A 12,238-nucleotide genomic window follows, 5' to 3' on the forward strand; every position below is an offset into this window, starting at 1 on the left:
CTAACCACCCCTCCACCCCCCCACACTGCCCGCCGGAGCCACAGCCCGGCGGGCAGTGTCATTTGGTCAGCTCAGTACGCCGACCGCCGCCCGAGCGCATTTGGTGGGGCAGCCCGCCGGGTTGTGGGTGGGCCAACCGCATGCAGCTAGCCCACCCACAACCGCATGGGTCAGCCCACCAAATGGGGATCGGCGATCGCCGTACGACGGGCGACGTAGTCTGGTGACATGTCACGGAACCGCAGCCCCCTGCTTGACCGGCCCGCGGCCGTCGAGGCCAACGGACTCGACGCCGGAGTCGCGGCGCACTACGGCTCGGATCTGCGGGAGCAGCGAGCCATCGTGGCGGGCCAGGCCTTCGTCGACCTGTCGCACCGCGACGTCGTCACGATCAAGGGCCCGGACCGGCTGACCTGGCTGCATGCGCTCACCACGCAGTACTTCGAAGGCCTCAAGCCCGGTACGTCGACCACCGCGCTCCTGCTGTCGCCGACCGGCCACGTTGAGCACGCGATGTACGGCGTGGACGACGGCGAGACGTTCTGGCTGCACACCGAGCCTGGTGCGGCGGCCGCGCTGGTCGAGTGGTTGCAGAAGATGGTCTTCATGACCCGCGTCGAGATCGCCGACGTGACGGCCGACTACGCGATTGTCTGGCGCCCGGGACCGGCCGCTGGTGAGCACCTGACGCGTTCCGGTGCGGACTCGCTCGGCGGTCACGAGGTCTTCCTGCCGCGCGCCGAGCTCGCGGGCCTGGAAGGTCCGGCGGCTGGAATCTGGGCGTACGAAGCGCTCCGGATCGAGGCCGGTCACCCGCGCCTCGGCCTGGACACCGACGAGCGCGCCATCCCGAACGAGCTCGGTTGGCTGGGTGTCGGCGTACACCTGGAAAAGGGTTGCTACCGCGGGCAGGAGACGGTCGCGCGCGTCCACAACCTCGGCCGCCCGCCGCGCCGCCTGGTCCGGCTGCTGCTCGACGGCTCGGTCGACCACCTGCCCGCGCATGGGTACGCCGTACAGGTCGGTGCGAAGCAGGTCGGCTTCATCGGGTCCGCGGCCCGGCACCACGAGCTCGGCCCGATCGCGCTCGCGCTGGTCAAGCGCAACGTCGACCCCGCAGCCGACCTCGAGGTCGTGGCCGAGGATCAGCCGACAGTGACCGCTACCCAGGAGCTCCTGGTCGACCCTGAGGTCGGTCTGCACGTTCGCGCCCGGTTGTGAGCCGGATCATTCGCAAGATCGCTTTTTGCCCCTGACATTCTGCCCGTACAGTTCGTGGCGTGAGCGAACCTGTGATCCTGGCCGATGTCGTCCGTAGCGGTTTCGTGGAGGGCCACCACCGCGGCTCCGTCGTGGTGACAGACCCCGACGGCAGCGTCTCCTGGTCGGTCGGCATCGTCGACCAGCCGATGTTCCCCAGGTCCTCCAACAAGCCGATGCAGGCGTTGGGCATGCTCCGCCACGGCCTTCCGCTGGACGGGAAGCTGCTGTCCCTGGCCGCGGCCTCGCACTCGGGTGAGCCGTTCCACGTCGACGGCGTCCGCGAGATCCTCGCGCTCGGGAAGCTCGACGAGTCGGCCCTGCAGACACCCCCGGCGTACCCGCTGGAAGACGCCGTCCGCGACGCCTGGGTCAAGGCGGGCCACGGCCAGGAATCGATCGTGATGAACTGCTCCGGCAAGCACGCCGCGATGCTCCTCACCTGCGTGGTCAACGACTGGCCGCTCGACACCTACCGCGACGCTGACCACCCGCTGCAGCAGGTCATTCGCACTGCAGTCGAGGACACCGCGGGGGAGAAGGTCTCGTACGTCGCAGTCGACGGCTGTGGTGCGCCGATCCTCGCGATCAGCTTGGCCGGCCTAGCCCGTTCGTTCGGGCTGTTCGCCGCTGCCGAGGCCGGCACGCTCGAGGCGAAGATCAAGGACGCCTACCGCGCGTACCCCGAGTACGCCAGCGGGAGTATGCGGGACGAGACCGCACTGATGCGGGCGATTCCCGGGCTGTTCTGCAAGGTGGGCGCCGAGGCCGTTTATGCGGTCGGTCTCGAAGACGGTCGCGGGATCGCGGTCAAGATCGAGGACGGTACGCCGCGAGCCCGGGCGGTCGTGATGGCCGCCGTACTGCGGAAGCTCGGGATCGAGCACGAGGTCATCGAGCAGCAGTCGCAATTCCCGCTGCTGGGCGGCGGCGTACCGGTCGGCTCGGTGCGGCCGCACGCCCCGACCCTGGGTTAAGCGCTTGTTACGCAGTGCGTGAGTGAGGTCACGGCCGGTCTGCTTGCAATTGCAAGCACCCTGCTAGCACACTGGGGACATGGCCAGATTGAGTGATCGTGTTGCCGGTTCGGTGGGCTCCGTTGGTGAGTACCTTGCCGAGCAGCGGCGGCAGGCGCAGTTGTCGTTGCGGCAACTGTCCGATCTGGCCGGTGTGTCGAACCCGTACTTGAGCCAGATCGAGCGCGGCCTGCGGAAACCGTCGGCCGATGTGCTGCAGCAGCTCGCGAAGGCGTTGCGGATCTCTGCGGAGACTCTGTATGTACGGGCCGGCATCCTCGATCCGGACGACGGCTCGGACGGCCAGCGCGCCTCCGGAGTGGTTGACGCCGTCCTGCTCGACCCGCTGCTCAACGAGCGGCAGAAGCGGGTCCTGCTGGATGTGTACGGCTCCTTCGTCCGTGAGAACACGCCCGCCGACGAGACCGCCGCAGCGCCGCCCGCGGCGTCGCAGCCCAAGGCAGCGACGCCCAAGAAGAGGGCTGCGGCCAAGAAGACCCCTGCACGACCCAGCACCACCTCGTAACGACCTCGCCGAATATTTCTAGGAGAAGCCTGATGGCTACCCGCACCCCCGTCACCCCCCTGTACGCGATCGCCGGCGCCGGCGACCTGGCCGTGGAGAAGTTCCGCGCGGTCAGCGACGACGTCAGCACCCGGTTCGCGAAGCTCGACCAGAAGACCGTGCAGGCCGAGATCACCAAGCGTCAGACCGAGCTCACCGCCGAGCTGACCAAGGCTCAGGCCGAGCTGACCAAGCGCTTCGAGGCCATCGTCGCCGACGCCCGCACCGCCCCGGCCAAGCTGCGTGAGCTGCCGGCCGTCGCGCAGGCCGGTCTGACCACCGTTCTCGGCCAGGCCGAGGAGACCTACGAGGACCTCGCCGGTCGCGGCAAGGACCTGGTCGGACGGATCCGCTCGCAGAAGGCCACCACGGACCTCGAGGCCGCCGCGAAGACCACGGTGAGCAAGGCCAAGGCCACCCGCACCACGGTCAAGAAGACCGCCACGACCGCGCAGCGCAACGTCAAGGCGACCACCACCGCGGCCAAGAAGACCGCGCAGACGGCCGCCAAGGCCACCACCGACGCCGCCGCCAAGATCGGCGACTGAATCTGCCTCGTCTCGCTTCGCGATGACAGGGAGTAGTTTTCACCCCTGATCGGGTAAATCTTTGCGCCTGGGCGGCCTGCTCCCGTGTACGACGGGGGTGGGCCGCCCGGTCTTTCGGCTAGGCTCGGGGGCATGCTCCCACTCGCCACGTTCCCGACCCTCTTCCCGGGGTTCGCGGGCCCGTTCGAGATCATCTGGTGGGTGGTGCTCGCGCTGAAGCTGGTCGCGCTCGTCGATGCGGCCTTCCGGCCGCGGGCGGTCTTCCTCGCCGCGGACAAGCTGACCAAGCCCGGCTGGGTGCTGATCCTGGTTGTCTTCTCGCTCAGCCAGCTCTTCCAGGGATGGCTGAGTTTCACCGGCCTGATCGGGATCGCCGCTGCCGGTGTCTACCTGGTCGACGCTCGCCCGGCCCTGCGCGCCGCTACCGGCCGTGGCCGGGGCGGCTGGGGCATTCGGCGTCGCCGGGGCCCCCGTCCGCTCTAAGCACCCGTTACGAGCGGTAGACGATGACCTTGTCGCCGACGTGGACCAGGTCGAACAGGGCCTTGATCTTGGCCAGGTCCCGGACGTTCACGCAGCCGTGCGACGCGCCGTTGTAGCCACGGGCCGCGAAGTCCGACGAGTAGTGCACCGCCTGACCGCCGCTGAAGAACATCGCGTACGGCATCGGTGAGTCGTACAGCTTCGACACGTGGTTCCGGCTCTTCCAGCCGACCGTGAAGCCGCCCTCTCGGGTCGCCGTCTTGACCGCCCCGAACCGTACGTCGAACTGCATCTTGACGACGCCATCGACGACGTACCGGAGTTTGCGCGTCGTCTTGTCGATGCACAACGCCACCCCGGTCGCGCACCGCGCATCCAGCTTCCGCCCGTCCACCACCGGCACCGGCGGGTAGAGCTCCTTCTGCGTCGGCTCCTTGGTGGCCGCGACCAGCTTGTCCCACGTGTTCTGGTCGACATAGCCGAGCGGCGGAATCCCCTTGTTCTGCTGGAATTTCTTCACCGCACCGCGGGTCATCGTCCCGTACTCGTTGTCCAGATACCGCTTGTCCAGCAGCTTCAGCTGAATCAACCGAGCCTCAAGCTTCCGTACGGCGACACTCGTCGCGCCGTACTTGTACAACGCCTTCGGGTAGATCGGCAGCTGTCCCTGGACCTCGAACGGCACCGTCTTCACCTCGACCGGCGCCGCCTTCGCGACGAGCCCTGCCCCCAGCAGCCCCGCAACCGCCGCACCGGCAACCACCCCGGCCACCACGTTGCGAATGATCAGCGCGCGCATCGGACACTCCTCCGTCGACATTGTCCCCGTACCCCGTAGGACGTCCTCACAGCCACTTTTGTTGACCCCCCAGCGTAAATTACTTACCGCCACCCCACACCCGTCGTAAGCAACTCGTGACCGGAGAGCCCCAGATGGACATCGTCCTGAGCACGGCGGACATCACCACCGTGCCCGCCGACGCGATCGTGAACGCCGCTCACCACGCTCTGCGCGGCGGAGGCGGTGTCGACGGAGCAATCCATCGAGCAGGCGGCCCGGAGGTTCTCGCCGAGCTGATGGAGCGCTATCCCCGCGGAGCGTCACCCGGGGATGCTGTGTGGACGACAGCGGGGGAGCTGCCCGCGTCGTACGTGATCCATGTGGTCGGGCCGAATTACACCGCTGGGCAACGAGACCCGGCGGTGCTGGAATCGTGTTACCGCAACGCTTTGCGGATCGCAGACGAGTTGGGTGTGAAGACGCTTGCCCTGCCGGCGGTGTCGGCCGGGATCTTCGGGTGGCCGGCGCGGTCGGCGGCCGAGATCGCGGTCGGGACACTGCGCCGTACGGCGAGTGGTGTCGAGACGGCGACGTTCTGTCTGGTGGAGCCGCGGCTGTACAAGGCGTTCGGAAAAGCAACAGCGGCCGAGGCGTGAAGCCTCGGCCGCTGTGAGAGTGCAGTGGATCAGCCGGCGTAGACGACGACCTTGTCGCCGACCTTGACCTGGCCGAAGATCTTGGCGAGCTTGGCCTTGTCGCGGATGTTGACGCAGCCGTGCGAGGAGCCGTTGTAGCCGCGGGCCTTGAAGTCCGACGAGTAGTGGACGGCCTGGCCGCCGCTGAAGAACATCGCGTACGGCATCTTCGACTTGTAGAGCGTCGAGACGTGGTTCTTGGACTTGCGGGTGACCTTGAAGGCGCCGTTGCGGGTCGGCGTCTTGCTGCCGCCGAAGCGGGCGTCCAGGACGTACACCTGCTTGCCGTTGACCAGATAGACCAGCTTGCGGGTCTTCTTGTTGATGCACATGACGCGGCCCTTCATGCACCGCGGGTCCAGGTGGTAGCGACCGATGTACTTGGTCTTGGCGACGGCCTTCTGCGCCACGGCCACGGAGGTCTTGGGTGCGACCTGCGGTGCGGCCTGAGCCGTCGTACCGGCTGTCAGTGCACCGACCCCCACGAATGCGACGGCGGTCACGGTGGCGCCGAGCTTGCGCAGAATCCCCATGGTGTTCGTCCTTCCCCCAACTGAAGTTTTGCTGTTCACAGAGTCAGACGCCGCGAAGCGTCGATAGGTTGGTAACGGTTCGGGACGAAGTCCCCGGTGACCAGCCGAAAAAGGGTGTATCACACCCGTGTATTTCGACGCAGCTCACCGAGGACGACGTTGCCGAACCGTGTTCCGAAAAGACGAACGACGGCCGAATCAGGCCTTGTTCTTGCGGCCCAGCTTGGCGCGCTCGATCTGCGTCAGGGCGAGCTTGCGGATCCGGATCGCGTCCGGCGTGACCTCGACGCACTCGTCCTCGCGGCAGAACTCCAGCGACTGCTCGAGCGACAGCTTGCGGGCCGGAACCAGCTTCTCGAACTCGTCCGCGTTCGACCGGACGTTGGTCATCTTCTTCTCACGCGTGATGTTGACGTCCATGTCGTCGGCGCGCGAGTTCTCGCCGATCACCATGCCCTCGTAGACATCGGTGCCCGGCTCGCAGAACATCGTGCCGCGCTCCTGCAGGTTCACCATCGCGTACGACGTCGTGACGCCGGTACGGTCGGAGACCAGCGAACCCGACGGGCGGGTGCGCAGCTCGCCGAACCACAGCTCGTAACCCTCGAAGACGTGGTGCGCGATACCGGTACCGCGGGTGTCGGTGAGGAACTCGGTGCGGAAGCCGATCAGGCCACGCGCCGGAACCAGGAACTCCATCCGGACCCAGCCGGTGCCGTGGTTGGTCATCTGCTCCATGCGGCCCTTGCGGACCGCGAGCAGCTGGGTGACCGTACCGAGGTACTCCTCGGGGCAGTCGATGGTCAGACGCTCGACCGGCTCGTGGCGCTTGCCGTCGATGTCCTTGGTGACCACCTGCGGCTTGCCGACGGTCAGCTCGTAGCCCTCACGACGCATCTGCTCGACCAGGATGGCCAGCGCCAGCTCGCCACGGCCCTGCACCTCCCAGGTGTCGGGACGCTCGGTCGGCAGGACCTTGATCGAGACGTTACCGATCAGCTCACGGTCGAGCCGGTCCTTGACCAGGCGGGCGGTGACCTTGGTGCCCTTGACCCGGCCGGCCAGCGGCGAGCTGTTGGTACCGATGGTCATCGAGATGGCCGGCTCGTCCACCGTGATGAACGGCAGGGCGATCGGGTTCTCCGGGTCGGCCAGGGTGTCGCCGATCATGATCTCGGGGATACCGGCGATCGCGACGATGTCACCCGGTCCGGCGGAGTCGCCCGGCACGCGCTCGAGCGCCTCGGTGATCAGCAGCTCGGTGATCTTGACCTTCTGGATGGTGCCGTCGTGCTTGCACCACGCGACCTGGGAGCCCTTCTTCAGGGTGCCTTCGTGGACCCGGACCAGCGCGAGCCGGCCGAGGAACGGCGAGGCGTCCAGGTTGGTGACGTGGGCCTGCAGCGGCGCGTCCTCGGTGTACTCCGGGGCCGGCACGTTGGCCATGATCGTCTCGAACAGCGGCTCGAGGTCCTCCGAATCCGGCAGGCCACCATCGGCCGGCTGGGTCAGCGAGGCGCGACCGGCGCGGGCCGACGCGTAGACGACCGGGAAGTCGAGGGCACTCTGGTCGGCGTCGTGGTCGAGCAGATCCAGGAAGAGCTCGTAGGTCTCGTCGACAACCTCGGCGATCCGGGAGTCCGGACGGTCGACCTTGTTCACCACGAGGATGACCGGCATCCGGCGCGCGAGCGCCTTGCGGAGCACGAACCGGGTCTGCGGCAGCGGGCCCTCGGAGGCGTCGACGAGCAGCACGATCGCGTCCACCATCGACAGGCCGCGCTCGACCTCACCACCGAAGTCGGCGTGGCCGGGGGTGTCGATGATGTTGACCGTGACGGTCTCGCCGCTGGCCATCTTGTGCCGGACGGCGGTGTTCTTCGCGAGGATGGTGATGCCCTTTTCGCGCTCCAGGTCACCGGAGTCCATCGCCCGCTCGTCCACGTGCTGGTGGGCGCCGAAGGCGCCGGACTGCCACAGCATCGCGTCGACCAGGGTGGTCTTCCCGTGGTCGACGTGGGCCACGATCGCGACGTTGCGCAGGTCGTTACGGACAGGCATGGGGAAGCGCTCCAAGCAGTAGACTGGGTGTCAGGCGGTGGCTACGGCGCGTTGTGAATCACGGCCGTTGTTGTTTTTGCTAAAACAGGGGCCACTCGACGCAGGGCACAGCGCCTCTATCCTACCGGCCGCGCTTGGTATCGACTAAACGTGTGATGCCGGGCACCTACAGCACGCGGTGCACCTTGTGCTGAGCGGCCTGGGCGCGCGGCCGGACGGTGATCCGGTCGAGGTTGACGTGCGCCGGGCGGGTGGCGACCCAGCTGACGATGTCCGCGATGTCGTCCGAGGTGAGCGGCTCGGCCACTCCGGCGTACACGGCGTCGGCCTTGGCCTGGTCGCCCTCGAAGCGGGTGAGGGCGAATCCCTCGCTCTTCACCATGCCGGGGGCGATCTCGGTGACCCGCACCGGCTGGTCGAACAGCTCCAGGCGCAGGGTGTCGACGACCGCCTTCGTGGCGTGCTTGGCAGCGACGTACCCGCCGCCGTTCTCGTAGGCGACCTGCCCAGCGGTCGATCCCATCACGATGATCGTGCCGCTCCCGGCGATAAGGGCCGGGAGCAACGACTTCGTGACGGCGGCGACGCCGATCACGTTCACCTCGAACATCCGCCGCCAGGCATCCAGATCGGCGTCGGCCACCGGCTCCGCGCCGAATGCGCCGCCGGCGTTGTTCACCAGGAGATCCAGCCGGTCACCGACAGTTGCGGCCAGCGCTGCAACATCCTCGGCCGACGTCACGTCGCACTGCACCGCCCGGCCGTCGATCTCCTTGGCCAGCGCCTCGATCCGGTCCAGCCGGCGCGCGGCCGCGATCACCTCGAACCCGTCCTTGGCCAGCCGGCGGGCCGTGGCGGCCCCGATTCCGCTGCTCGCTCCGGTCACCACGGCAAGAGGACGGTCATTCGAAGTCATACCCCGAGTCTCGCAAACTCCGTCCGGGGTTCGGGAACCTGTCTCACCGCTTTGCGCACAACCAGCGTGAGAGCCACCACAGTGACGACCGCAAAACCAGCCAGTACGGCGCCAGTCGCGCCGTCGACGCGGATGACCGAGTGGCCGCGGAAGGCCTGGAACGCGGTGACGGTCATCAGGCCGGTGTAGGCGAAGGCGGCCACACTCACGAGCTGCGCACGGACGCGTTCCGCGCGGAGCCAGGTCACCCGGGTCGCCAGCACCATCAAGAGCAGGACGAGCGCCAGCAGCGCGTGCAGCGCATGCATGCCGAAGAAGTGCGAGACCCGGAGGTCGCCGCCCTCGGTGCTCCAGCGTGTGATCGGCAGACCGGACCCGCCCGGCTCGACGCCGATGCTGTGACCGCCGCTGAGCTCGACCGGTCGCCCGTACGCATCGGTCACGTGGTCCCGCTCACCGTCTCCGCGGGACAGAACGAGCGCGACGGCCATCCCCGCGAACGCCAGACCGACACCGGCCCGGATCGCCCTGGTCAGCGGCTTGTCGCCGATCTTCTGGAACAGCAGCATGATCGCGATCACCAGGCTGGCGGTGAAGAGGCTGAGCACACCGATCGAGAAGACCTGGGCACCGATCGCGGTGACCTTGTCGGTGCTGGTGTTGAAGTGGCTGAACGTGCCCCGAGCGGCCTGGACGGCGATGAAACCGACGTCGATGATGCCGGAGAGCGCGAAGACGGTACCGGTCCACCAGCCGAACCGCTTCGCCTTCTTCAGCCGGGACAGCAGCCAGGCCAGGGCGGCGCCGTACGCGGCGAAGGAGAAGGCGAATTTGAACGGCTTGATCCAGACGGACTCGTTGAGGATCTCGCGGCTGTCGACCAGCAGACCGATGGCGGAGACGAGGACCAGGGCGGCCATGGCGGACACCATCAGCATCAAGGGGCGATGCCAGGTTCGTACTTCGGCGAGGACGTTGTGCATGCCCTCAAGGCTTCCGGTGCGGACCTGATCGCACAGTGGGCCCAGAGCGCCTCCCATAGGGGAGTTACCTCCACTTACGGGCGTACGCTGGCAGCGTGAGTCTGCCGCCGTCCACCGACCGTCCGCCGCGGCGGGTCGCGATGATCAGCCTGCACACCTCGCCGCTCGACCAGCCGGGGACCGGGGACGCCGGTGGCATGAACGTGTACGTCGTCGAGTTGTCCAAACAGCTCGCGGAGCTCGGGATCGAGGTCGACGTCTTCACCCGGGCGACCACGTCGGCGCTCCCGTCGCGGATCGAGCTGATGCCTGGCGTGACGGTTCGCAACGTCGCCGCCGGTCCGTATGAGGGCCTCACCAAGAACGAGCTCCCGGCTCAGCTGTGCACGTTCGCCCGCGCTGTCCTGCGCGCCGAGGCGATCCACGAGCCCGGCTGGTACGACGTGATCCACTCGCACTACTGGCTGTCCGGGCAGGTCGGGTTGCTGGCGCGCGACCGCTGGGCGATCCCGCTCGTGCACACGATGCACACGATGGCGAAGGTCAAGAACCTCAGCCTGGCCGAGGGCGACGTACCGGAACCGTCCGCTCGGGTGATCGGCGAGGAGCAGGTGGTCGAGTCTGCGGATCGTCTGCTGGCCAACACTCCGGACGAGGCCCACGAGCTCATCAGCCTGTACGGCGCTCAACCCGCGAAGGTCGGTGTCGTCAACCCCGGCGTGGATCTCGAAGTGTTCGTGCCCGGCGACCAGTCGGCGGCTCGGCGATCAGTCGGCGTGCCGGAGGATGCCGTCGTACTGGCGTTTGTCGGGCGCATCCAGCCACTGAAGGCCCCAGACCTGCTGATCCGGGCGGCCGCGCGGATGCTGGAGCGCGATCCGTCGTTGCGTTCGCGGTTGGTGGTGGCGATCATCGGTGGGCCGTCGGGCAACGGGATGGAGCACCCGGAAGCGCATGCTGAGCTGGCGCGGGCGCTCGGGGTCGACGATGTGACCCGGTTCGTGAAGCCGATGGAGCGCAGCGGGCTGGCCGAGTGGTACCGAGCAGCCTCGGTCGTCTGCGTGCCGTCGTACTCGGAGTCCTTCGGCCTGGTCGCTTTGGAGGCCCAAGCCTGCGGTACGCCGGTCGTCGCGGCCGCCGTGGGCGGTCTGACAACCGCAGTGGCCAACGGGCAGACCGGCCTGCTGGTCGACGGGCATGGGGTCGACGACTTCGCCGACGCGCTGGCCCGGATCGCGACGGATCCGCACACTCGCGAGACGATGAGCCGCGCGGCGGTCAAGCATGCGCAGGGCTTCGGTTGGGAACTGACCGCTCGTAAGACGCTCGCGGCGTACCGGACCGCGGCGGAGACCATGGCGGCTGAGGTGTTTTCTGAATGAGGGTGTCCGCGGCGGATGTGATCCGTCAGGTGCTGACCGAGAACGAGATCGAGTTCACCGAGTCGTCGCCGGGAGTCTTCAGCGCCGATTTGCCGGGGGAGCGCAAGCTCAAGACCACGGTTTCGCTGACGGTCGGTGCGCAATCGGTCCAGGTGCACGCCTTCGTGGCCCGGCACCCCGACGAGAACCACGCGGCCGTCTACCGCTGGATGCTCGAGAAGAACCTCAAGATGTACGGCGTCGCCTTCGCCGTCGACCATCTCGGCGACATCCACCTGGACGGCCGGGTCCCGCTGCACTCGATCACGCCGACAGAGGTGGATCGGCTGCTGGGTGCCGTACTGGAGTATTCGGATTCGTCGTTCAACACGATCCTGGAGCTGGGCTTCGCCTCGTCGATCCGCAAGGAGTACGACTGGCGGATCTCCCGCGGTGAGTCGACCCGGAACCTGGACGCGTTCAAGGGCTGGCTGGAACCTCAGTAAACTCACCTCCATGACCTATCGCCTGATCCTGCTCCGCCACGGCCACAGCGACTGGAACGCGAAGAACCTCTTCACGGGCTGGGTCGACGTCGACCTGAACGCCCAGGGTGTCGAGGAGGCGCACCGCGGCGGTGAGCTGCTCCGCGACCGCGGCCTGCTCCCCGACGTCCTGCACACCTCCCTGCTGCACCGCGCGATCCGCACCGCGAACATCGCCCTCGAGGTCGCCGGCCGCTCGTGGATCGACGTCCGCCGCTCCTGGCGCCTCAACGAGCGCCACTACGGCGCCCTGCAGGGCAAGGACAAGAAGCAGACCCTCGAGGAGCTCGGCGAGGAGCAGTTCATGCTCTTCCGCCGCTCCTACGACACCCCGCCGCCCGCCATCGAGCGCGGCTCCGAGTTCGACCAGGCCGGCGACCTCGAGGGCGATGTTCGCGGTGCGGATCGCGCGGTGCAGCAGGGAGGTGTGCAGGACGTCGGGGAGCAGGCCGCGGTCGCGGAGCAGCTCACCGCCGCGGTGCGCCTCCTCG

General features: G+C 67.7%; 14 protein-coding genes. 9 read left to right on the forward strand and 5 right to left on the reverse strand.

What is annotated here, in order from left to right; translation table 11 throughout:
* Nucleotides 1–228 precede the first annotated feature (228 nt).
* From ygfZ to E1263_RS39565, 5 genes are all read left to right on the forward strand, one after another.
* Complete coding sequence (gene ygfZ, locus E1263_RS39545; RefSeq protein WP_132177114.1) at nucleotides 229–1,221, forward strand: CAF17-like 4Fe-4S cluster assembly/insertion protein YgfZ; 993 nt, start codon at nucleotides 229–231, stop codon at nucleotides 1,219–1,221.
* Nucleotides 1,222–1,280: 59 nt separating this feature from the next.
* Nucleotides 1,281–2,237, forward strand: a complete 957-nt coding sequence (locus tag E1263_RS39550) for an asparaginase (protein WP_132177116.1) — start codon at nucleotides 1,281–1,283, stop codon at nucleotides 2,235–2,237.
* Nucleotides 2,238–2,316: 79 nt separating this feature from the next.
* Entirely contained in the window at nucleotides 2,317–2,802 is a 486-nt protein-coding gene (locus E1263_RS39555; protein WP_132177118.1) for a helix-turn-helix domain-containing protein, read from the forward strand.
* A 32-nt stretch (nucleotides 2,803–2,834) separates the two neighbouring features.
* Entirely contained in the window at nucleotides 2,835–3,389 is a 555-nt protein-coding gene (locus E1263_RS39560; RefSeq protein WP_132177120.1) for a hypothetical protein, read from the forward strand.
* A 132-nt stretch (nucleotides 3,390–3,521) separates the two neighbouring features.
* Nucleotides 3,522–3,872, forward strand: a complete 351-nt coding sequence (locus tag E1263_RS39565; RefSeq protein ID WP_132177122.1) for a DUF2516 family protein — start codon at nucleotides 3,522–3,524, stop codon at nucleotides 3,870–3,872.
* 7 nt (nucleotides 3,873–3,879) lie between these two features.
* Here the strand turns inward: E1263_RS39565 and E1263_RS39570 are convergent, their stop codons facing one another.
* Nucleotides 3,880–4,671: a L,D-transpeptidase family protein gene (locus tag E1263_RS39570; protein ID WP_132177124.1), complete on the reverse strand. Its 792-nt coding sequence runs from the start codon at nucleotides 4,669–4,671 to the stop codon at nucleotides 3,880–3,882.
* A gap of 134 nt (nucleotides 4,672–4,805) precedes the next feature.
* Here E1263_RS39570 and E1263_RS39575 point away from each other — a divergent pair, with 134 nt between their 5' ends.
* A complete protein-coding gene (locus E1263_RS39575; RefSeq protein ID WP_132177126.1) occupies nucleotides 4,806–5,309 on the forward strand; it encodes a macro domain-containing protein in 504 nt (167 codons plus the stop codon).
* Nucleotides 5,310–5,338: 29 nt separating this feature from the next.
* On the opposite strand, the gene E1263_RS39580 is transcribed toward E1263_RS39575, so the two are convergent.
* The 4 genes from E1263_RS39580 to E1263_RS39595 all read right to left on the reverse strand — a co-directional run bounded on the left by E1263_RS39580 (nucleotide 5,339) and on the right by E1263_RS39595 (nucleotide 9,841).
* Nucleotides 5,339–5,881 (reverse strand): L,D-transpeptidase, encoded by a 543-nt coding sequence (locus tag E1263_RS39580; RefSeq protein WP_132177128.1) that lies wholly within the window; start codon nucleotides 5,879–5,881, stop codon nucleotides 5,339–5,341.
* Between the two features lie 198 nt (nucleotides 5,882–6,079).
* Entirely contained in the window at nucleotides 6,080–7,942 is a 1,863-nt protein-coding gene (gene typA, locus E1263_RS39585) for a translational GTPase TypA (RefSeq protein WP_132177130.1), read from the reverse strand.
* A 166-nt stretch (nucleotides 7,943–8,108) separates the two neighbouring features.
* Nucleotides 8,109–8,858, reverse strand: coding sequence for an SDR family NAD(P)-dependent oxidoreductase (locus E1263_RS39590; protein ID WP_132177132.1), 750 nt, complete (start codon nucleotides 8,856–8,858; stop codon nucleotides 8,109–8,111).
* On the reverse strand, nucleotides 8,855–9,841 hold the full coding sequence (locus tag E1263_RS39595; protein WP_202869278.1) for a hypothetical protein: 987 nt from the start codon (nucleotides 9,839–9,841) through the stop codon (nucleotides 8,855–8,857). The genes E1263_RS39590 and E1263_RS39595 overlap by 4 nt, the downstream gene beginning before the upstream one ends.
* A gap of 140 nt (nucleotides 9,842–9,981) precedes the next feature.
* Here E1263_RS39595 and mshA point away from each other — a divergent pair, with 140 nt between their 5' ends.
* The 3 genes from mshA to E1263_RS39610 all read left to right on the forward strand — a co-directional run.
* Entirely contained in the window at nucleotides 9,982–11,223 is a 1,242-nt protein-coding gene (gene mshA / locus E1263_RS39600; protein ID WP_132177136.1) for a D-inositol-3-phosphate glycosyltransferase, read from the forward strand.
* The gene (locus tag E1263_RS39605; RefSeq protein ID WP_132177134.1) at nucleotides 11,220–11,708 is read left to right on the forward strand and encodes a type III secretion system chaperone family protein; all 489 of its coding nucleotides are present in this window, start codon (nucleotides 11,220–11,222) and stop codon (nucleotides 11,706–11,708) included. Before mshA ends, E1263_RS39605 begins: the two co-directional genes overlap by 4 nt.
* A gap of 10 nt (nucleotides 11,709–11,718) precedes the next feature.
* Nucleotides 11,719–12,238 (forward strand): 2,3-bisphosphoglycerate-dependent phosphoglycerate mutase (locus tag E1263_RS39610; RefSeq protein ID WP_238161990.1); only part of this gene is annotated, 520 nt, incomplete at its 3' end.

Source organism: Kribbella antibiotica, assembly GCF_004349055.1.
GTDB lineage: Bacteria > Actinomycetota > Actinomycetes > Propionibacteriales > Kribbellaceae > Kribbella > Kribbella antibiotica.